The sequence below is a fragment of the Achromobacter sp. HNDS-1 genome (assembly GCF_040084795.1).
Lineage (GTDB): Bacteria > Pseudomonadota > Gammaproteobacteria > Burkholderiales > Burkholderiaceae_B > Achromobacter > Achromobacter ruhlandii.
Genome location: NZ_CP157584.1, coordinates 4164129 through 4184937, shown reverse-complemented (window position 1 = coordinate 4184937; position 20809 = coordinate 4164129). Strand labels below are relative to the sequence as shown.

Here is a 20809-nt window from a genome sequence, read left to right as displayed (position 1 = left end):
CCAGGCGGGCGTCCGGATTGGCGGATTACAGGCCCAGCACCAGGCGGGCGATGATGCCCTTCTGCACTTCGGTGGTGCCGCCGTAGATCGAGGTCTTGCGCATGTCGGCATAGCCCGCGCCTGACGCCGCCGCCATCTCCGGCCCGGGGCCGTGATACGCGGCCTCGGCCAGCATCCATTCGGGGTCGTACGGCCAGGCATCGGGGCCGGCCACTTCCATCTGCAGCATGGCCAGGTCCTGCTGGATCTCGGAGCCGCGGATCTTCAGCACCGAGGCCTCCGGGCCGGGCGTGCCGCCATTGCTCGCCGCCACGCGCAGCAGCAGCATTTCCAGCGCCATGATGTCGACCTCGATGCGCGAGATACGGTCGCGCATGCGGCTGTCGGCCAGCAGCGGCCGGCCGCGCGACGTGGCGCGGGCCGCCATGTCCTTGAGGATGCCGAGTTCGCGATGGCAATGGCCCAGGCCGGCGATGCCGGTGCGTTCGTGTCCCAGCAGGTACTTGGCGTACGTCCAGCCCTGGTTCTCCTCGCCCACCAGGTTGGCGACCGGCACCCGCACGTTCTCCAGCCACACTTCGTTGACGTCGTGGCCGCCGTCCAGCGTGCGGATCGGACGCACGGTCACGCCCGGCGCGCGCATGTCCAGCAGCAGCATCGAGATGCCGCGCTGGGCGCGCGCGTCGGGATCGGTGCGCGCCAGGCAGAACATCCAGTCGGCGTACTGCGCCAGCGTGGTCCAGGTCTTCTGGCCGTTGACCACGTATTCATTCCCATCGCGCACCGCGCGGGTCTTGAGCGAGGCCAGGTCCGACCCCGAACCCGGTTCGGAATAACCCTGGCACCACCAGTCTTGCACCCGGGGAATACGCGGCAGGAAGCGCGCTTGCTGCTCGGCGCTGGCGTACTTCATCAGCACCGGGCCGATCATGGACAGGCCGAACGGCAACAGGCGCGGCGCGCCGGCCTTGAAGCATTCCACTTCGAAGATCAGCCGTTCCAGCGCGTTCCAGCCGGTGCCGCCGTGCTCGACGGGCCAGTTCGGCGCGCCCCAGCCCTGGTCGGCCAGGATGTTGTGCCAGCGCACGTAATCGTCGCGCTCCAGCCGCTGGTGCCGGCGCACCTTGTCGCGGATGTCCCGCGGCAGCCGGTCGGCGGCGAACGCGCGCACCATTTCGCGGAACCGGATCTCTTCCGGCGTCCAGGTCAGATTCATGGCCTACCTCCTTTGGCGGCTATCTAGCCATGCCGACCCGGCGCCGGACAATCTGCGGTTGCCGAAGGCGGGCTTTTGCCTCGGTGTAGGGCCATCGCGAACGGGCACTACGGGCCGGCAAAAGGCCTGCTTCAGCAATGAAGAATGGCACCTGCCGGCGCCAGCCCCGACACTGGCGGCTCATCCATCCGAAACCGTATGCCATGACCGCAACCGACCCACGCGCCACCGAAGGCGTCGAGGCGCAATACCGCCAGGCGCTCGATCAGGGACGCTTCCAGATCCAGCATTGCGACGCCTGCGACCGCGCCGTGTTCTATCCCCGCATGATCTGCCCGCATTGCGGCGCGCAGCAGTTGTCCTGGCGCACGCCGGACGGGCGCGGCACGGTCTATTCCACCACCACCGTGCGGCGCAAGCCCGAGGCGGGCGGCGACTACAACGTGGCGCTGGTCGACCTGCTCGAAGGCGTGCGCCTGATGAGCCGGGTCGAGGGCGTGGCGCCCGACGCCGTGCGCATCGGCATGGCGGTGCGGGCCCAGGTGGCCGTGACGGAAGGCCGCGGCCTGCTGGTCTTTGTTCCCAACAAGGAGGCGCAATGACGCTGAACGATCTGCGCGGCGCCGTCGCGGTGGCGGGCGTCGGCCATGCCGGCCTGGGCCAGGCCCACGGCTACACCGAAATGGAAATCCTGGTGCAGGCGGCGCAGCGCGCGGTGGCCGACGCCGGCCTGTCGATGCGCGACATCGACGGCCTCTGCACCGCCAGCGTGGCGGCGCCGATGTGGGCGATGCCGGTCATCGAGCACCTGGGCATCCGCCCCAGCTTCATCGACAGCACCATGCTGGGCGGTTCCAGCTTCGTGGCGCACCTGCTGCCGGCGCTGCACGCGCTGGCCTCGGGCCAATGCAACGCGGTGCTGGTCTGCTATGGCAGCACGCAGCGCACCTCGACGCTGAGCCGCGCCGAGATCGGCCGCGTGCGCAAGCAGTTCGATCCGCAACCTTACGAGACGCCGTACGACCCGTTGAGCCCGCTGTCGTCGTATGCGCTGGCCGCGGCGCGCCACATGCACCAGTACGGCACCCGCCGCGAACACCTGGCGCAGGTCGCGCTGGCCGCCAACCAGTGGGCCCAGCTCAATCCCGAGGCGCAGCTGCGCGAGCCGGCCACGCTGGAACAGATCCTGGCCGCGCGCATGGTGTCCGACCCTTTGAGCGTGCGCGATTGCTGCCTGGTCACCGACGGCGCCGGCGCCTACGTGCTGGTGCGGGCCGACCGCGCCCGCGACCTGCCGCGCCCGCCGGTCTACGTGCTGGGCAACGCCACCGCCGTGTGGAACCGGCAGATCTCGTCGATGGAAGACCTGACCGTCACCGCCGCCAGCGAATCGGGCCGCCGCGCCTATGCCATGGCGGGCGTCTCGGTCCAGGACATCGACGTGGTCGAGCTGTACGACGCCTTCACCATCAACACCCTGCTGTTCCTGGAAGACCTTGGCTTCTGCGCCAAGGGCGAAAGCAAGGACTTCATCGCCGACGGCGCCATCGCGCCCGGCGGGCGGCTGCCCGTCAACACCAACGGCGGCGGCCTGTGCTGCGTGCATCCCGGCATGTACGGCGTCTTCATCATGATCGAGGCCGTGCGGCAACTGCGCGGCGAGGCCGGCGCGCGCCAGGTGACCGGCGCCGAACTGGCGCTGGTGCACGGCAACGGCGGCACGCTGTCCAGCCAGGCCACTGCCATCCTCGGCACCGCCGCCACCCTCTGACCCCGATCGCAGCAACCATGTCGCACGCCGAACCGCTCACCCGCATCCACCAGTTGCTGGCCCGCCAGGCCGGCAGCCAGCCCGACGCCATCTGCCTGTACGAGGAAGGCGGCGGCATCCTGACCTATGCGCAACTGTGGCAACGCGCCGAGGACGCGGCGCGCTGGCTTGCGGCGGCGGACGTGAAGCCGGGCCACCGGGTGCTGATGGTCGGCGAGAACTGCGCCGCCATGATCGCCGCGTTGTTCGGCTGCGGCATCATCGGGGCCTGGCCGGTTGGCGTGAACGCGCGCTTGTCGGCGCGGGAAATCGCCGCCATCAGCGCCCACGCCCAACCCGAGATCACGCTCTACACCAGCGGGGTTTCCGGCGCCGCCGCCGCCCATGCCGATGCGGCCGGCGCGCAACCCGCCGATGCCGCCGCCTGGGGGCCAGGCGTACGGGCACGGCGCGCGGATTCTCCGACCCAACCCGAAACCGATGCCCAGGCCGCCGAGGTCGCCACCGTGATCTACACGTCCGGCACCACGGGCGCGCCCAAGGGCGTCATGGTGCCGCATCGCGGCCTGCTGCATTTCGCCGGCGTCTCGGCCGCGTCGCGCCGCCTGACGCCGCGCGACATCGGCTACGCCGCCCTGCCGCTGTCGCACATCTTCGGCATCGCCACCGTGCTGATGGCGACGCTGCACGCCGGCGCCAGCCTGGTGCTGCGCAGCCGCTTCGATCCCGAGGACGCCTTCAAGGCGCTGGCCCACCCCGGCATCAGCATCCTGCAGGGCGTGCCGACCATGTTCAACCGCATGCTGGCGGCCGCGCCGCCGCGCGGCGAACTGCGCGCGCCGGCGTTGCGCTACGTCTACACCGGCGGCGCGGCGCTCGACCCGACGCTCAAGCGCGACGCCGAACGCTACTTCGGCGTCGCCATGCATCACGGCTATGGCATCACCGAATACGCCGGCTCCATGTTCATCACCGACATCGACGCCCCGCCGACCGATTGCAGCGCCGGCTACGCGGTGGACGGCGTGCAATTGCGCATCGGCCGTCCCGACGCCGACGCGCCGCGCCCCGGCGAACGCGGCGACATCCTGATCCGCGGCCCCGGCGTGATGCTGGGCTACTACCGCGACCCGGAACAGACCGCGCAGGCCCTGCTGCCCGGCGGCTGGCTCAACACCGGCGACATCGGCTACCTGGACGACCGCGGCGCGCTGTACATCGCCGGCCGCTCCAAGGACCTCATCATCCGGTCCGGCTTCAACGTCTACCCGATCGAGGTGGAGGCGGTCATCAACGCCTTTCCCGGCGTGCGCCTGTCTGCGGTGGTGGGCCGCCCCACGGAGGACCACAACGAGGAAGTCATCGCCTTCGTCGAGCCGCTGCCCGGCGCGCGCCTGGACACTCATCTGCTGATGCTGCACCTGCGCGCCCAGCTGGCGCCGTACAAGCGGCCGGCGCGGATCCACTGCATCGACACGATTCCCACCACCGTCAGCGGCAAGATCCTCAAGCAGCCGCTGAAAGAAAGGCTGGCGTAGGCGCGGCCCCGCTGTTCCGCTCCACGACCGGCTCATTCCACAAGGAGACATGAGCGTGAACATCAAGACCCTGCTCGCCGCGGCCGCCGCCGTGGCGGCCATGACGGCCGGCGCCAGCGCGGCCGCCGACAGCGCCTACCCCGACCGCCCCATCCGCCTGCTGGTGGGCTACGCCCCCGGCGGCCCGGTGGACACCACCGCGCGCGTCTTCGCCAAATACCTGGGCGACAAGCTGGGCCAGGCGGTCGTGGTCGAGAACCGCGCCGGCGCCAGCGGCATGATCGCCTCCGACGCCACCGCCAAGGCGCCGCCCGACGGCTACCTGCTGGGCTTCGCCGCCAGCCCCACGCTGACCATGTCGCCATTGGTCCAGCGCAGCACCCTGTTCGATCCGCGCAAGGACTTCTCGCTGATCGGCCTGGTCGTCGACTACGCCAACGTGCTGCTGATCGGCCCGCAGGCCCCCGCGAAGAATGTGGGCGAACTGGTCGACTACGCCCGCGCCCACCCCGACGCCGTGTCCTTCGGCTCGGCCGGCATCGGGGCGTCGAACCACCTGTCGGCCGAACTGCTGAAGAAGCAGGCCGGCGTGCCGATGCTGCACGTGCCCTATCGCGGCAACTCGCCGGCGATGATGGACGTGGTCAGCGGCAAGATCACCTTCATGTTCGACATCACCAGCACCGCGATTCCGTTCATCAAGAGCGGCAAGGCGCGCGCGCTGGCCGTCACCTCGCGCACCCGCAACCCCGAGCTGCCCGACGTGCCCACCATGATCGAGGCCGGCCTGAAGGACTACGAGGTGGTCGGCTGGTACGCGCTGGTCGGCCCGCGCAAGCTGCCTGACGCGGTACAGGCACGCCTGAAACGCGCGCTATCCGAGGTGTCGAAGGACCCCGCCTTCCGCCGCGCCATGACCGAGGGCGGCTACGCCATCAACACCGGCGACGCCACCGCGCTGCAACAGCGCATCGACCGCGAATATGCCCTGTGGGCCGATGTGATCCAGAGCGCCAACATTCAGGCCAACTGACCCCGAGGGAACACCGCCCATGACGCCGCCCGCATTGCGCACGCAGACCCGATTGCCCATCATCGGCGCCCCCATGTTCCTGGTCTCCGGCCCGGACCTGGTGGCGGCGCAATGCGGCGCCGGCATCATCGGCACCTTCCCGTCGCTCAACGCCAGGCCGCAGGAACAGCTGCACGCGTGGATCACGCGCATCGAAGACAAGCTGGCGCGCGCGCGCCGGGCGGCGCCGCACGCCGTCATCGCGCCCTATGGCGTCAACCTCATCGTCCACCCCAGCAACGCCCGCTGGCAGGGCGACCTGGCCATCTGCGCCGAGCGCCGCGTGCCGCTCGTCATCACCTCGCTGCATCCACCCGAAGCGGTGGTGCGCGCCGTCCACGCCTACGGCGGCCAGGTCTACCACGACGTCACCACGGTGCGCCACGCCCGCCGCGCCCTGGACGCCGGCGTCGACGGCCTGATCCTGGTCGCGGCCGGCGCCGGCGGCCACGCCGGCCGGCTCAACCCCATCGCCCTGGTCAACGAGATCCGCGCCTTCCACGACGGCCCCCTGGCCCTGTCCGGCTGCATCAGCCACGGCAAGGACATCCTGGCAGCCCAGGCCCTGGGCTGCGACTTCGCCTACATGGGCACCCGCTTCATCGCCACCCGCGAATCCCTGGCCAACGACGCCTACCGCGAAATGATCCTGCGCGCCCAGGCCGCCGACGTCACCTACACTCCCTACTTCTCGGGCGTGCCCGCCAACTACCTGAGCGAGAGCATCCGCGCCGTGGGCCTGGATCCCGCCCAGCTTCCCGACTACGACGCCCCGCCCCCGAACCTGGACAAGCACACTCGCCCCAAAGCCTGGAAAGACGTCTGGAGCGCCGGCCAGGGCGTGGGCGCCGCGCAGGAAGTGCTGGCGGTACACGAGCTGGTGAATCTGCTCGAAGCGGAATACCAGGCAGCCAGGCAAGCGCTGCTGCGCTGACAGTCAGAAGCGATAGCTCATCCTGACACTGCCCGCCTGCGACGACGCGCGGGACGTGTTGACGAGCGCATCATAGGCAAGAGACACGTCCAGTTGCCGCGTCAGCGGCAAGCCGACGCTTGCGCCGAACGTCAGGAAGCCGCGCGACAGATCGGCGCCCGGCGCGGCGAAGCGCGTGCCGTCCTGCGACACGACCGTCATCGCGCGGCCGGTATCGAGCAGTTCGTGGGCGTAGGCCACACGGAACTGGAGATTCAACGGCCGCTGCGCGCTATCGAACGCCGTGTCGAAGGTCATGCCGACGTAGGGCTGCAGGCTGCGGGCGGTGTCCGAGCCGACATGCAGGTTTTGGCCCCTCGCGCCGCCTTCGTCAAAGCTGTTGGCGTGGAAATAGGCATAGCGCAATCCCAGCCGGGGCGTCATGACCAGTCCGCCAAGCGCCAGGGGCTTGCTGACTTGCGCCGCCGCCGTGAATTCCTGCCCGACATGATCGCCCTTGGCCGTGCCGACATTCTCGAAGGGCCGCTTCTGCGACAGAAAATGCAGGCCGTAGCCGAGCATGCCCGTCACATCGACCGACCCCAGGTCGCGGCTGGCATAGGTGGCCAGGCGCACCGTGTCGCGCGTGCCGGCGCTTTCCGTGCTCTCTTCCGACAGCTCGGCATGGGAATAGCCCATCGCCAGGCCGAAGGTGTTGCGATCCACCCGCTTGTCGGCGCCGGCGAGAAAGCCGTACTGGTTTTCCTGGAAGCCCGGCAGCCCCCCCGAGCCGGACAGCCGGCCATGCCGTCCCGTGGCGTTCGCCCAGACCGAAACGGCATCCGTCGTGTCGGCTGGCCCGGACGCGACGGCGCGCCGGGTCGCGCGTTCGAGCACCGCCGCCGTGGCCGACTGCGCGCTCATCAACGCGGCGCTGCCAAGCGCCGTATAGATGCTGGTGCGGGTCGGCGCGATGATCACCGGCGTGTCGCCCGGCATGCCCGAGGCCGGATTGCTCAGCAGCAACGCGACGTCGTTGGCGCCGTAGGCCACCGATGAGCGCAGGCCGTTCAGGTCCGCGCCGGAGGCCAGCGAACCCGTTACCGACGAGAAGCGCCCGCTGATGCCATTGGCCGCGCTCACCACGTTGTAGCGCGTGGCCGAATAGGTGCCCGGCGCGTATGTGATCGCCAGCGTCCCGTTCAGTGTGGCACTGCCACCGACCTTCAGCAACGATGCCTGGGTCGGACTGACTTCGATGGCCAAGGTCGCATTCGACGCCTGGGTGTAATTGCCGCCCACGCTCAGCGTGCCGATGGATCCACCGGGCGACACCATGCCGCCGTTCGTCACATCGCCGAGAATCGTGCCGTGCCCGCCGAGCGTGCCTTGCGCCCCGACCGCCACGTCGCCGCCCAACACCGCGGCGCCATGGCCGGCATCGCCCACCTGGAGCCTGCCCTGAGCGACAGTCGTCGCTCCCGTGAATCCGGCATTCGAACCATTGAGCACGAGCATGCCGGTCCCTTGCTTGAGCAACGCGCCGCTGCCCGTGAACTCGCCTTCATAGACGCTGTCGGTGGCCCCGCCGAGCGTCAGCGTGCTGGCGCCGGCCAGCACGCGCGAACCGGCCACCCCGTACAAGCCGGCCAGCGTCTGGCCCGATGCCGCCGACAGGTCGAGCGTCGCGCCGCTGCCCATGAGCGAGATGGCCGAGGCCGCGGACAGCCGTCCCGCGCCGTTGAGCACCAGCGTGCCGCCGTTGATCGTGGTCGCGCCGGTGTAGGTGTTTACCCCCGAAAGCGTCTGCGTGCCACTGCTAAGCACCAGTCCGCCGGCGCCGTCGATGACGCCGGAAAACACGCCCGACGCGTTCGTCAGGGTCAGGGTGCGGCCGCCGAGCGCGACTCTCCCGCCGCCCGCAAGGCTGGCCACGGACGCGCCGCTCGTCGTCGCCGAAATGTCCAGCGTTCCGTTGCTCGTCACCCCGCTGGATGCCGCCACGCTGCCGCCGCCAGTAAGCGCGAGCGTCGCGCCGCTGTCGATGGTGGTGGTTCCCGTGTAGGTGTTGACGCCCGTCATCGTCAGGACCCTGCTGCCCTGGACGCTTACCGAGCCCGCGCCGGAGATGACGCCCGCAAACGTCAGGCCGTTCGTCATCGAAGAGAACGCGACGCCGGACGCGGCGTCGGTCAGGATCACATCGTTGCCCAGCGTCAGCCCGGGGTGGCTCGCGGAAATGGTGGCGGTCGCCCCCGCATCGAACAACAGGCCGCCTACGATGTTGGAGCCCGTCAGCAGCGTCAACGTGTTGCCCGTGCCGCCGAACTGGATGGCCGCCGCGCGGGCCCCGCCCGGGCCACTCGGCGCGCCGGTGATGGTGCCCGCATTGACGATCGTGTCCAGGCCTCGCGTCACGATACCGACCCCGCCGCCATTGCCGGCGCCGCCGGCGATGGTGCCGACATTGAGGATCATATTGCGCGAGCCGGCAAGATTGATGCCGGCTCCGCCCGCCCCATCCGCCCCCGCGCCGGAATTGCCCGCCCCCCCGCTGCCGCCCGCGCCTCCAGTGATGCTGCCGGTATTGGTGATGGTGGCGTTGCCGCCAACCGCGAGCAAGCCGTCGCCGCCGGCGCCTCCCCCGCCGCCAAAGCCGCCGCTGCCGCCGTTGCCGCCAGCGCCACCGGTGATCGTGCCATGATTGTTGATCGACGCCACCGCCCCGGCCGACGTCAAGCCGCTGCCGCCCCCGCCGCCGCCACCGCCGTTGCCGCTGCCCGTGTTGAAGACATTGCCGCCATTGCCGCCCGCGCCGCCCACGGCCGCCGCCGAATTGTTGATGGTGATATCGTTGCCCAGGTACTGAAGCGCTGTATTGCCGCCATTGCCACCGCCACCGAAATTGGTGCCGTCGCGGCCGGCATTGCCGGCGTCGCCCGCAATCGGCGCGTTGATGGCCAATCCAGACCCCGTGAACATTTGTGCCGGTGTGTTGGCGGCCGCGTTGCCTGCGTCGCCGGCAGCCCCCGCGCCCCCCGTTCCCGAGCCGCCCCAGCTTCCCGGCACCTGCACGGTCACGTTGCCCGGGCCGAGCTCGCTGGCGCCGCCCCCCTGGCCATTGCCATTGCCGCCAGCGCCGCCGCGACCGGGATAACCCGCTCCGCCGGGCGCGCCGCAACCCGTCGTGTCGCTGGCGGAACAGGCGGCCAAGGCGGGCGCCGCCGCGGTCAAAAGGGCCAGCGCCAGGGCGGCGCTGCCGGCCGCGAGCATGACGCTTGCGGCCGACCGCAAGCTGGCCGCCGCAGGCGCGAAATCGTAGCGGTGTGACGTCGGAACGGTCGAAGACGCCGGCGCGTCACAGTGGGCCACAAGCCCGGATTTGCCTTGGAGCACGAATTTCCCCTTGCTTCCGCCCTGCCCAGTACCAGGATGACCCGGAGGGGACAACCGCCAGAATCCCGCGGCACGGCAATCATATGGAAGCCAGCGCCCGGGGAAGACCAAGCGTGTTCAACTGCCGAACGCTGGAGCGTTGCGCCGTCTGAGCGCGCATCGGCAGCAAATGTAATGCAAAGTTTCGTGGTTCGCCATGCTGGCGTTCCCGGCGGGGGGACGCGCCACCGGACGGCGCGAGGACGGGAACCCCTGCGCAGCGTGATACGGCGCCTATTCCAGCTTGATGCCCGCCTTGTTGATCACTTCCCGCCATTTCAGGACTTCGCCGCGCACGAACGCGCCAAACGCCTCCGGGCTGCCGGGCTTGGGTTCCGCCCCCGCCGCCACCATCGCCTTGGCCGTCGCGGGATCCGACAACACCTTCACCATGTCCGCATTGACCCGCGCCACGATGTCGGCGGGCGTCCCTTTCGGCGCCAACACCCCGCTCCACGAATACGCTTCGTACCCCGGCACGCCGGACTCGGCGATCGTAGGCACGTCCGGCAACATGCTCGACCGCGTCGGATTCCCCACCCCCAACGCGCGCACCTTGCCCGTCTTCAGATGCGGCACCGCCGACGGCCCGTCCGCGAACATCACCTGCACCTGGCCGCCCAGCAGGTCCTGCATCGCCGGCGCGCTGCCGCGGTAAGGAATGTGCTGGATCTTCACGCCCGCCATCGCATTGAACAGCTCGCCCGCCAGATGCGTGCCGCCGCCCGTTCCGGAGGAGCTGAACGACAGCTTGCCCGGATTCGCCTTGGCATAGGCAATGAGTTCGCTCACCGTATTCACCGGCAGCGACGGATTCACCACCAGCACGATGGGGAACACCGCCGCCATGCCCACCGGCACGAAATCGCGCGTGATGTCGTAGGTCAGGTCGCCGCGCAGGCTCGGCAGCACCGCATGATGGATGGAAGCGAAAAAGAAGTTGTAGCCGTCCGGCTCGGCCTTGGCGGCGAACTGCGCGCCAACGATGCCGCCGGCGCCAGAGCGGTTGTCCACCACCGTCGGCACCGACCACAGGTGGCCCAGCGGCTGCGCCGTGAAGCGCGCGGTGGTGTCCACCGGACCGCCGGCCGGAAACGGTACGATGAAGGTGACGGCGTGGCCGGGCCAGGCGGCGGCGCGGGCGAAAGTGGGCAGCAACGTCGTGGCGCACGCAGCGCCCAGCCCCGCGATGACGCGGCGGCGTTGGGGATCTAGCAAGGCAGTCTCCTGAGTCTCGTTCTTGTCGGTGGCGCGGCCGCAAGCCACACCGGAACAACGCGGTGCCTTGCCGCCTGCCGGCCCCATTTTTCTACTGCCTGCGCGTCAGGCGCGGCCGGGGCTTTTTTTATTATTTGCCGCGCGGCCGCTTTTGCCGCTACACATTTTCAAAAGCCCCTCTTTCGCCGCGATGCCGTGTTCGCTGAACGCACACTATCGCGCATCCGATGTGGCGCCACGGCGACGGCCATGCGGCCCGTCAAGCCGTCGGCGCGGGCGCAACGCCACGCTCGCCGCGGCACGACACCGCCCCCGCCACGGCTACTGTCCCCGCGCCGCGCGCTGCACGTGTTCGATGAAGCATTCGGCGAAGCTGGGCAGGTCGCGGCCGCGCTGGCGGCACAGCAGGCGGTCGCGCAGGGCCCAGGGATCTTCCAGTTTCAACACGTGCAAGGCATCGGGCCGGCTGTAGCGCGCCGCGCAGGCGCGCGGCACCACGGCGATGCCGGCGCCGGCCTCGACCATGCGGCACACGGCCTCGAAACTGCCCACGTGCACGCGCTGGCAGATGCGCTTGCCCAGGCCGCTGGCGATGTCCTCCAGGAAGGTCTGGATGGCGCTGTCGGGATGGATGCCGACGAACGGGTAGGCATCGATCAGGTCGGCGAAATGGGCTGACTTCGACGCCGCCAGCGGATGGTCCAGCGCCGTGACCACGGTGAGTTCATCGCGGAACAGCGGCGTCACATCCAGGCCCTCGACGTCGATGTTGCCGGCCACCAGCCCCAGGTCGCCGGCGCCCGCGCGGATCGCGATGACGATGTCGCCGGAGATCTTCTCTTCCAGCTCGACGTCCACGTCGGGGTTCTCGGCCAGGAAGGTCGACAGCGCGTCCGCCAGAAAGGAATTGGTGGCGGTGGTATTGGCCAGCAGCCGCAGCCGCCCTTTCAGGCCGCTGGCGTAGGGCTGCAGGTCGGCGTTCAGGCATTCGAGCTGGCGAAACACCGCGTTGGCGTGCTTGAGCAGCACCTCACCGGCCGGCGTCAGCGCCACGCCCGTCGCCATGCGCACCAGCAGTCGCGCCTTGAAGGCCTCTTCCATGTGCTTGACGCGCGCGCTGGCGGCGGGCAGCGACAAGAAGGTGCGTTCCGCCGCACGGGTCAGATTGAGCGTTTCTCCCACGTTCACGAAGAGCCGCAGGTCAGTCAGATCATGTCTCATGTTCCACCACACAGAAGGGGGGCATTTCTAATTTTGAATTCTTCGAATGCCGTGACGACCATACCATGGGGCAACCCCGTAAACCATACGGTTTGACGCGGAACTGTTTCCCACGCGGCGCGCGCCGCGGCATCTGGAGTAAGCCCCAATGAGCGGTATTGTTTCCGGCAAGGTAGTGGTCGTTACAGGCGCGGGCGGCGGCATCGGCCGCGGCATCGCGCTGGCCATGGCGCAGGCGGGCGCCAAGGTCGTGGTCAACGACATCGGCGTCTCGCTCACCGGCGAGGGCGGCGGCGAAGGCCCCGCGCAGGCCGTGGCGCGCGAGATCGTCGCGGCGGGCGGGCAGGCCGTCGCCAACACCGACAGCGTGGCCGCGTACGACAGCGCCAGCCGCGTCATCCAGAACGCCGTCGACGCCTTCGGGCGCATCGATGCGGTGGTCAACAACGCCGGCAACCTGCGCGACCGCGTATTCCACAAGATGAGCGAAGAGGAGTGGCGCCAGGTCATCGACGTGCACCTGAATGGCTCGTTCTTCATGAGCCGCGCCGCCGCGCCCTATTTCCGCGAGCAGGAATCCGGCGCCTTCGTGCACATGACGTCCACGTCCGGCCTGATCGGCAATTTCGGCCAGGCCAACTATGCCGCCGCCAAGCTCGGCATCGTCGCGCTGTCCAAGTCGATCGCGCTCGACATGGCGCGCTACAACGTGCGCTCGAACTGCATCGCGCCGTTCGCCTGGAGCCGCATGACCAGCTCCATTCCCGCCGAGACCGACGAGGAGAAGGCGCGCGTCGAGAAGCTGAAGAAGATGGAAGCCGGCAAGGTCGCGCCCATGGCGGTGTACCTGGCCAGCGACGCGGCCAGCGCCATCACCGCGCAGGTGTTCGCGGTGCGCGCCAACGAGATCATGCTGATGAGCCAGCCGCGGCCGCTGCGCAGCGTGCACCATGGCGAAGGCTGGACGCCCGAGCTGATCGGCGAGATCGCCGTGCCCGCCATGCGCAAGCATTTCTACGCGTTGGAGCGCTCGCCCGACGTGATCGACTGGGATCCCATCTGAGGCCGCCATGCCACTCGATTACGCAACCGTGAAGCACTGGCGCTTCGACGACGTGCGCCAGCACTACGACGACAAGGACACGATGCTGTACGCCCTGGGCATCGGCCTGGGGCAGGATCCGGAAGACGAGCGGCAACTGCGCTACGTGTACGAGAAAGACCTGCGCGCCTTTCCCACCATGAGCGTGGTGCTGGGCTATCCGGGCTTCTGGATGAGCGACCCGCGCGCCGGCATCGACTGGGTCCGGCTGGTGCATGGCGAGCAGCGGCTGGCGGTGCACGCGCCCCTGCCCACGTCCGGCACCGTGATCGGCAGGAGCCGCGTCACCCACGTAATCGACAAGGGCGCGGACAAGGGTGCGATCGTGGTCACCGAACGCACGCTGCACGACAGCGCCGGCACGCACCTGGCCACCTTGCGGCAAAGCACCTTCTGCCGTGGCGACGGCGGCTTCGGCCAGGGCGACGCCAGCCCTGAGCCGCTGCCCGCCGCGCCGCAAGGCGAACCGGAACGCCGTTGCGCGCTGCGCATTCCGCCGCAGGCGGCGCTGCTGTACCGCCTGAATGCCGATCGCAATCCGCTGCATGCCGACCCCGAGGTCGCGCATCAGGCGGGTTATCCCAAGCCGATCCTGCATGGCCTGTGCTCCTACGGCATCGCCGCGCACGCGCTGGTCAAGACCTGGTGCGACTACGATGCCTCCCGCCTGACCCGGCTGGATGCGCGCTTCTCGGCGCCGGTCTATCCGGGCGAGACCTTGCAATGCGATATGTGGCGCATGCCGGATGGCCAGATCCGCTTCATCGCCCGCGCCGTCGAGCGCGACATCGTCGTGATGAGCCATGGCGCCGCCGAGGTGCAACCATGACGCGCCCGCCCGCATTGGACGGCATCCGCGTGCTGGACCTGTCGCGCATCCTGGCAGGCCCCTGGTGCACGCAGAACCTGGCCGACCTGGGCGCCGACGTCATCAAGATCGAACGCCCCGGCGTCGGCGACGACACCCGCGCCTGGGGCCCGCCCTTCCTGAAGGACGGCAATGGCGTCGACACCAACGAATCCGCCTACTACCTCAGCGCCAACCGCAACAAGCGCTCGGTCGAGGCCGACATGGCCACGCCGCAAGGCGCGGCGCTGATCCGCGAGCTGGCGGCGGTCAGCGACATCCTGGTCGAGAACTTCAAGGTCGGCGGACTGGCCAAGTATGGCCTGGACTACGCCAGCCTGAAGGCCATCAATCCGCGCCTGATCTATTGCTCGGTCACCGGCTTCGGCCAGGACGGTCCGTTCGCGCAACGTCCCGGCTACGACTTCATGATCCAGGGCATGGGCGGGCTGATGAGCATCACCGGCGAACGCGACGACCTGCCCGGCGGCGGACCGCAGAAGGCCGGCGTGGCAGTCACCGATATCGTCACCGGCATGTATGCGACGGTGGCGATCCTGGCGGCGCTGCAGGAACGCCACCGCAGCGGGCTGGGCCAGCACCTGGACATCGCGCTGCTCGACAGCCACGTGGCGCTGCTGGCCAACCAGAATTCCAACTATTTCAATTCCGGCGTGGCGCCGACGCGCGCCGGCAACGCGCACCAGAACGTGGTGCCCTACCAGGTCTTCGCCGCCAGCGACGGCCATCTGATCGTGGCCACCGGCAACGAATCGCAGTACCGCGCCTATTGCAAGGCCATCGGCGCGCCGGAGCTGGGGGACGATCCGCGCTTTGCCACCAACCGGCTGCGCGTGACCCACCGCGAGGAACTGGTGGCGATACTGGCCGCCATCATGCGCCAAGGCGCGCGGGACGACTGGATCGCCAGGCTGGAAGCGGTCGGCGTGCCCTGCGGGCCGATCAACAACATCGCCCAGGCGTTTGCCCATCCGCAGGCGCAGGCGCGGCAACTGCGCCGTGACCTGCCGCATCCGGCGGGCGGTGTCGCGCCCGTCACCGCCAGTCCGCTGCGCTTTTCGGATTCGCCGGTGGTGTATCGGCGCGCCCCGCCGCTGCTGGGCCAGCACACCGAGGAAGTGCTGCGCGAGGTCCTGGGAAAGTCACCGCAGGCCATCGCGGCATTCATGGGCTAACGGTCTTATTTTTTGCGGCAACCTTTTAATTTCCACCCCGTTCGACATACATTTCCCGCAATCAATAAGAAGTCAGCATGCGACAACCAACTTGGTTCTTAACAACTCTCGCTCGGTGATAAAGCGCTGAGTACGCATACCTACACTTACCGCCACGTCTTTCATTCGTCCGGTAATCGTTGGGTATGCTCATGCAAGCTTCCGTCTTCTCGAAAAAAGCCGTTCCCCACCATCGCCTCACCTACGCCGCGTTGCTCGTGTTCGCCCTGGGCGCCGGCATGGCCTTGCCAGACGTGGCGCTTGCCGCGGCCGGCGAGCGGGGCGGCGGCCAGGGGGGAAACGCCATGAAGAGCTGGGGCGTGACCAACCCCCTCATCCAAGGCGGCGAAGGCGGCGGACTGGAAGCCATCCACGCGGGCGGCATCGTCGGCGCGGGGAGCAACGCCACAGGCAGCCCGAACACGGGCGGCGCCGCCCCCTCTGTCTCGGCCACGGAACGGGTCGTCGATACGAACACGGTCGGCAGCAATGGAAGCTGCGAGTCCCCCTGCAACCCCGATGGGCCGAATCACTCCGGGGGGGGCGGAGGGGTCGCCATCCTCGGGGGTGAAAATACCAACGTGACCGTCACTGCGAGCGGAAAAGTGGCGGGCGGCGCGGGCGGCCCGGGAAGCGCAGGGGAGATCAGCACCGATTTCACCATGCTGCGAGCGGGCGGCGGCGGCGGCGGCGGCGCGGGCATCGCCGTCAAGTCCGGAACCCTGACACTGAACGGCGCCGTCACGGGCGGCGCGGGCGGCCACGCGCCAGGCCATCCGGGCGATGGCGGCGATGCCGTGGTGCTCGAACGAGGCGACATCATCGTCAATGCGACGATCACCGGCGGCCAAGGCGGCGCGCGTCTCTATAACGGCAAACCCGTGACGTTCAGTGGCAACGGCGGCACAGGCATATCGATCGGATCGGGCACCGTCGTCAACAATGGCATCGTGCGCGGCGGCCCGTCGGGCGCGGTTGACAATGTCGCCGCCAATGGCAAGGTCGGCGCCGCGCTGCGCGCCGGCTCCAACACCATCGTCACCAACAAGCGCCGCTTCAATGGCAGCAGCGGTAGCGCCATCGTGTTCGAAGGCGACGACAACAAGCTGATCATGTGGTCGGGCTCCGACATCCTGGGCAGCGTCCGGTTCGAGGGCCGGCGCAATCAAATCGCGCTGGGCAGCGACGACGGCGCGCCCACCACGGCGAAGATCTGGAGCGACGGCCGTCTCGACTTCGGCATCGATGGCGTCTACGTCGTCCGCGTCACGCCCACCGCGGCGGATCGCCTGAATGTCGTGGAAACCGCCAGACTCACCGGCGCGGCCGTGCTGGTCGACGCCATGACATCGGACCTGTACGCCGAGCACGCCACCTACACCATCCTGCATGCCGACGGCACCTTCAACGGCACGCGCTTTGGCACCGTGACATCCAACCTGGCCTACCTCACGCCCACACTCAACTACTCGGACAACGATCAGGACGTCCTGTTGACGCTGGCGCGCAAGGCGGCACCCGTACCCCCGCCGCCCGATCCGGCGCCGCCGTCCCCCGGGCCGGTTCCGCCCGTGGTCGATGCGACGCCTCCCGTCGTGACCGATCCCGTCGCGCCGGCTCCCGCGCCGACGCCGCCGTCCCCCGGGCCGGTTCCGCCCGTGGTCGATACGACGCCTCCCGCCGTGACCGATCCCGTCGCGCCGGCTCCCGCGCCGACGCCGCCGTCCCCCGCCCCGGTTCCGCCCGTGGTCGATACGACGCCTCCCGTCGTGACCGATCCCGTCGCGCCGGCTCCCACGCCGACGCCACCGCCCACCGGCCCGGTTCCGCCCGTGGTCGATACGACGCCTCCCGCCGTGACCGATCCCGCCGTGCCGGCTCCCGCGCCGACGCCGCCGTCCCCCGGGCCGGTTCCGCCCGAGGTCGATACGACGCCTCCCGCCGTGACCGATCCCGTCGCGCCGGCTCCCGCGCCGACGCCGCCGTCCCCCGCCCCGATACCGCCCGTGGTCGATACGACGCCTCCCGTCGTGACCGATCCCGCCGTGCCGGCTCCCGCGCCGACGCCGCCGTCCCCCGGGCCGGTCCCGCCCGTGGTCGATACGACGCCTCCCGTTGTGACTGACCCCGCCGTGCCGGCTCCCGCGCCGACGCCACCGCCCACCGGCCCGGTCCCGCCCGTGGTCGATACGACGCCTCCCGTTGTGCCCGCTCCCGTCGCGCCGGGAGCGGGCGGCGGCGCCCCATCGGAATCGATTCGTTTCGCCGACCTGCTCGCCGGGCGCAATGCCATCGCCGCCGCCAATGCGATCGACGGTCTACCCGACGGGCATGAGCTCTACCGACACGCGCTGAACCTGCCCGAAGGCGCGCCACAGGCGTACTTTTCGGCGCTCGCCGGGGAGCTGCACGTCAGCGTCCGCCATGCGCTGCCCGGCCTGGACGCCACGATCCGCAGCGTGCCCCTGGCGCATCTGCGCGCCAATCTGTCCGCGGGCCTGCGTCCCGGCGAACCGACCGCGGCGGCCGGCCTGAGCGACGCCGCGCCGGCCGCGTCCACGCTGCCCGCCGCCCGCGCCCGACCGGTCTGGGCGCAACTGATCGGCAACTGGCAGCGCCACGACGCGACCGATGACACGGCCGCCGTCCGACTGCGCACCACCGGCCTCTTCGTCGGCGCGGATCATGCCGTCGGGGCCGGCTGGCGCCTGGGCGGCGCGCTCGGATACACCGACAGCCAGTTGCGCACCGATGGCACGGCCGCCAGAAGCGGCATCGACAGCTACAGCGCGCTCGCCTACGGCGGCAAGGCCTTCGAGGCCGGTCCCGGCAAGCTCAATCTGATGCTGGGCGTGTCCCATACCTGGCACCACATCGACACGCGGCGCCGCGTCGCCGTCGGCGGCCTGGACCAGACGCTGCGCGCCAGTTATCGCGCCGGCGCCACCCAGGTCTTCACCGAACTGGGCTACACCCTGGCCGCCGGAGGCGGCTTGGCGCTCGAACCCTACGCCGGCCTGGCCTGGGCCGGCCTGCACAGCCGTGCATTCCAGGAAAGCGGCGGCAGCGCCGCGCTCTCGGGCACGCGCCAGGCCACTCACACCACCACCACCACCGTGGGGTTGCGTGCCCGCCAGGCGCTGGAGCTGGGTACGGTGCAAGGCAGCGTCACGGCGGGCGCGGGCTGGCGCCGCGCGTTCGGCGATCTGCGGCCGACCTCGACGCTGGCGTTCGATACCGGCTCCGCCTTTACCGTCACCGGCGCGCCCATCGCCCGCAACGCCGCGCTGCTCGAAGCCGGGCTGCAGGCGCAGACTGGCCGCAATGCGACGGTCGCGCTGGACTACGCGGGCCAACTCGGGGCGGGTAACCGCGACCACAGCGCCACGCTGAGCTGGCGCTGGGCGTTCTGACCGGGTCACGGGCGCGCTCCCGCGGCGCGCGCCCGGATCGTTTCCAGGCGTCCTCGCGAAGCGGCCGGCCCGCTATTTATCAGACCGTTTAACGAGACGAAGGCCGCGGTTTTGCACCCCCTGAACCGTATGATGCCGGTCACCCACCGACAAAGGATTCCGCGGGCCGACGCCGTCCTGTCCACACGCCAATCCACTGACTATCCGCTTGCGCCGCTGCCTTGGGCCTGAAGCTGCGACGTTCGCCCGCAGCGTCGCCAGCACCGGTGACCCGAGGGGTTCCGAAGCCTCGGCCGCAATGACGCGGCGGAACATTTTCGTTCGAGTTCAACATGCATTGGTTTTCCCTCAAGCGTCTGTTCCATCGCAAGCGCGACACGCGAAGCGCCGACCTGTACGGTCAGATCGCGGCTATCCACAAGGCGCAGGCGGTTATCGAGTTCGACCTCGATGGCCATGTGCTGATGGCCAATCAGAACTTCCTCGACGCCATGGGCTACCAACTCGACGAACTGATCGGCCAACACCACCGTATCTTCGTCGCGCCCGACCGCCGCGATTCGCCGGAGTACAAAGCCTTCTGGGACAAGCTCAAGCGCGGCGAGTACGACGCGGGACGCTACCGCCGCATCCACAAGGACGGCAGCGATGTCTGGTTGCAGGCCAGCTACAACCCGATCCTCGACACGTCCGGACGGCCCTTCAAGGTGGTCAAGTACGCCACCGACGTCACCGAGCAGCAGCGGCGCCAGGCCGACACCGAGGGCCAGCTCGAAGCCATCTCCAAGGTGCAGGGCATCATCGAGTTCGAGCTGGACGGCGCCATCATCCGCGCCAACGACCTGTTCCTGGACGCGATGGGCTATCGCGAAGACGAGTTGCGCGGCCGGCATCACAGCATGCTGGTGTTGCCCGAGGAGGTGCGCAGCCCGGCCTACAAGGAATTCTGGCGCAAGCTGCGCGGCGGCGAGTACGACACCGGCCAATACCTGCGCATCGGCAAGAACGGCCGCCGCGTCTGGATCGAAGCCAGCTACAACCCGATCTTCGATGCCGAGGGCCGGCCATTCAAGGTGGTGAAGTTCGCCACCGACATCACCAAGCGCTTCACCGCCGCGCAGACGCTGCGGGTGGCGGTGCAGGGCCTGACCGAGAACGCCGAACGCGCCAGCCAGGCCAACACGCTGGCGCGCGATGCCTGCCAGGTCGCCGAGGAAGGCGGCAAGACCGTGGCCGGCGTGGTGGCCACCATGGGCGCCATCACCGACAGTTCGCGGCGCATCTCGGAAATCATCGGCGTCATGGATGGCATCGCCTTCCAGACCAATATCCTGGCCCTGAACGCCGCGGTCGAGGCGGCGCGCGCCGGCCCGCACGGCAAGGGTTTCGCGGTGGTGGCGGCGGAAGTGCGCAGCTTGGCGCAGAACAGCGCGTCCGCGGCCAAGGAGATCAAGGATCTGATCACCACCTCGGTCGAACAGATAAGCAGCGGCGCCGGGCAGGTGCAGTCCGCCGGCGTCACCATGGAGAACATCGTCACCTCGTCGCGCCGGGTCACCGAGATCATGGGTGAAGTAGTCGAGGTCTCGCTGGCGCAATCGGCCAAGCTGGTCGAGGTTACCGAGGACATCACGCAGATGACGGCCGAAGCGGCCCAGGAACTGCAAAGCGCCTATGACGTGCAGGCCAGGCCCGTGACGTCCCGCGAAACAGCCACCGCGCGGGTCGCCGCATCCGGCAAGCGGGCACCCGCCCAGCCGGCGCTGGAGTACGTGCGCTATTGACCCCGCGCGATAGGGCTGACGCGCGAAAGGCGTCCCGCCCGAAC

The 20809-nt window shown here is 69.4% G+C and carries 14 protein-coding genes; 10 read left to right on the top strand and 4 right to left on the bottom strand.

Annotated features, from left to right (window positions below):
* Positions 1-25 precede the first annotated feature (25 nt).
* A complete protein-coding gene (locus ABFG95_RS19395) occupies positions 26-1216 on the bottom strand; it encodes an acyl-CoA dehydrogenase family protein (RefSeq protein ID WP_063587838.1) in 1191 nt (396 codons plus the stop codon).
* 203 nt (positions 1217-1419) lie between these two features.
* Here ABFG95_RS19395 and ABFG95_RS19390 point away from each other — a divergent pair, with 203 nt between their 5' ends.
* From ABFG95_RS19390 to ABFG95_RS19370, 5 genes are read left to right on the top strand one after another with little or no spacing between them, the layout of a single operon-like run.
* The gene (locus ABFG95_RS19390; protein WP_049071522.1) at positions 1420-1818 is read left to right on the top strand and encodes an OB-fold domain-containing protein; all 399 of its coding nucleotides are present in this window, start codon (positions 1420-1422) and stop codon (positions 1816-1818) included.
* Complete coding sequence (locus tag ABFG95_RS19385; protein ID WP_278992709.1) at positions 1815-2987, top strand: thiolase; 1173 nt, start codon at positions 1815-1817, stop codon at positions 2985-2987. The genes ABFG95_RS19390 and ABFG95_RS19385 overlap by 4 nt, the downstream gene beginning before the upstream one ends.
* A 17-nt stretch (positions 2988-3004) precedes the next feature.
* A complete protein-coding gene (locus ABFG95_RS19380) occupies positions 3005-4525 on the top strand; it encodes a class I adenylate-forming enzyme family protein (protein ID WP_278992710.1) in 1521 nt (506 codons plus the stop codon).
* A 55-nt stretch (positions 4526-4580) separates the two neighbouring features.
* Positions 4581-5558 carry a tripartite tricarboxylate transporter substrate binding protein gene (locus ABFG95_RS19375; RefSeq protein ID WP_278992711.1) on the top strand — a complete coding sequence of 326 codons (978 nt, stop codon included), beginning with the start codon at positions 4581-4583 and terminating at the stop codon, positions 5556-5558.
* A gap of 19 nt (positions 5559-5577) precedes the next feature.
* Complete coding sequence (locus ABFG95_RS19370) at positions 5578-6531, top strand: nitronate monooxygenase family protein (protein WP_278992712.1); 954 nt, start codon at positions 5578-5580, stop codon at positions 6529-6531.
* Between the two features lie 3 nt (positions 6532-6534).
* Here ABFG95_RS19370 and ABFG95_RS19365 read toward each other — a convergent pair whose 3' ends face one another.
* The 3 genes from ABFG95_RS19365 to ABFG95_RS19355 form a co-directional block, all read right to left on the bottom strand.
* Complete coding sequence (locus ABFG95_RS19365; RefSeq protein WP_348994845.1) at positions 6535-9906, bottom strand: autotransporter domain-containing protein; 3372 nt, start codon at positions 9904-9906, stop codon at positions 6535-6537.
* Between the two features lie 273 nt (positions 9907-10179).
* A complete protein-coding gene (locus tag ABFG95_RS19360) occupies positions 10180-11163 on the bottom strand; it encodes a tripartite tricarboxylate transporter substrate binding protein (RefSeq protein WP_047992609.1) in 984 nt (327 codons plus the stop codon).
* Between the two features lie 321 nt (positions 11164-11484).
* On the bottom strand, positions 11485-12384 hold the full coding sequence (locus ABFG95_RS19355) for a LysR family transcriptional regulator (RefSeq protein WP_049071511.1): 900 nt from the start codon (positions 12382-12384) through the stop codon (positions 11485-11487).
* 148 nt (positions 12385-12532) lie between these two features.
* Between ABFG95_RS19355 and ABFG95_RS19350 the strand changes: the two genes are divergently transcribed.
* The 5 genes from ABFG95_RS19350 (at position 12533) to ABFG95_RS19330 (ending at position 20765) form a co-directional block, all read left to right on the top strand.
* Complete coding sequence (locus ABFG95_RS19350; RefSeq protein ID WP_348994844.1) at positions 12533-13447, top strand: SDR family NAD(P)-dependent oxidoreductase; 915 nt, start codon at positions 12533-12535, stop codon at positions 13445-13447.
* Between the two features lie 7 nt (positions 13448-13454).
* The gene (locus ABFG95_RS19345) at positions 13455-14315 is read left to right on the top strand and encodes a MaoC/PaaZ C-terminal domain-containing protein (RefSeq protein WP_063583970.1); all 861 of its coding nucleotides are present in this window, start codon (positions 13455-13457) and stop codon (positions 14313-14315) included.
* A complete protein-coding gene (locus tag ABFG95_RS19340; protein ID WP_348994843.1) occupies positions 14312-15529 on the top strand; it encodes a CaiB/BaiF CoA-transferase family protein in 1218 nt (405 codons plus the stop codon). The genes ABFG95_RS19345 and ABFG95_RS19340 overlap by 4 nt, the downstream gene beginning before the upstream one ends.
* Before the next feature lie 191 nt (positions 15530-15720).
* Positions 15721-18981 (top strand): autotransporter outer membrane beta-barrel domain-containing protein, encoded by a 3261-nt coding sequence (locus tag ABFG95_RS19335; protein WP_348994842.1) that lies wholly within the window; start codon positions 15721-15723, stop codon positions 18979-18981.
* A 332-nt stretch (positions 18982-19313) separates the two neighbouring features.
* The gene (locus ABFG95_RS19330; RefSeq protein ID WP_278991210.1) at positions 19314-20765 is read left to right on the top strand and encodes a methyl-accepting chemotaxis protein; all 1452 of its coding nucleotides are present in this window, start codon (positions 19314-19316) and stop codon (positions 20763-20765) included.
* Positions 20766-20809 lie beyond the last annotated feature (44 nt).

Excerpts from the sequence above, each read along its gene's own strand:
- ABFG95_RS19330 (WP_278991210.1), top strand. The coding sequence starts at position 19,314 with ATGCATTGGTTTTCCCTCAAGCGTCTGTTCCATCGCAAGCGCGACACG.
- ABFG95_RS19385 (WP_278992709.1), top strand. The coding sequence starts at position 1,815 with ATGACGCTGAACGATCTGCGCGGCGCCGTCGCGGTGGCGGGCGTCGGC.
- ABFG95_RS19395 (WP_063587838.1), bottom strand. The coding sequence starts at position 1,216 with ATGAATCTGACCTGGACGCCGGAAGAGATCCGGTTCCGCGAAATGGTG.
- ABFG95_RS19345 (WP_063583970.1), top strand. The coding sequence starts at position 13,455 with ATGCCACTCGATTACGCAACCGTGAAGCACTGGCGCTTCGACGACGTG.
- ABFG95_RS19340 (WP_348994843.1), top strand. The coding sequence starts at position 14,312 with ATGACGCGCCCGCCCGCATTGGACGGCATCCGCGTGCTGGACCTGTCG.
- ABFG95_RS19380 (WP_278992710.1), top strand. The coding sequence starts at position 3,005 with ATGTCGCACGCCGAACCGCTCACCCGCATCCACCAGTTGCTGGCCCGC.
- ABFG95_RS19335 (WP_348994842.1), top strand. The coding sequence starts at position 15,721 with ATGCAAGCTTCCGTCTTCTCGAAAAAAGCCGTTCCCCACCATCGCCTC.
- ABFG95_RS19355 (WP_049071511.1), bottom strand. The coding sequence starts at position 12,384 with ATGAGACATGATCTGACTGACCTGCGGCTCTTCGTGAACGTGGGAGAA.
- ABFG95_RS19350 (WP_348994844.1), top strand. The coding sequence starts at position 12,533 with ATGAGCGGTATTGTTTCCGGCAAGGTAGTGGTCGTTACAGGCGCGGGC.
- ABFG95_RS19370 (WP_278992712.1), top strand. The coding sequence starts at position 5,578 with ATGACGCCGCCCGCATTGCGCACGCAGACCCGATTGCCCATCATCGGC.
- ABFG95_RS19390 (WP_049071522.1), top strand. The coding sequence starts at position 1,420 with ATGACCGCAACCGACCCACGCGCCACCGAAGGCGTCGAGGCGCAATAC.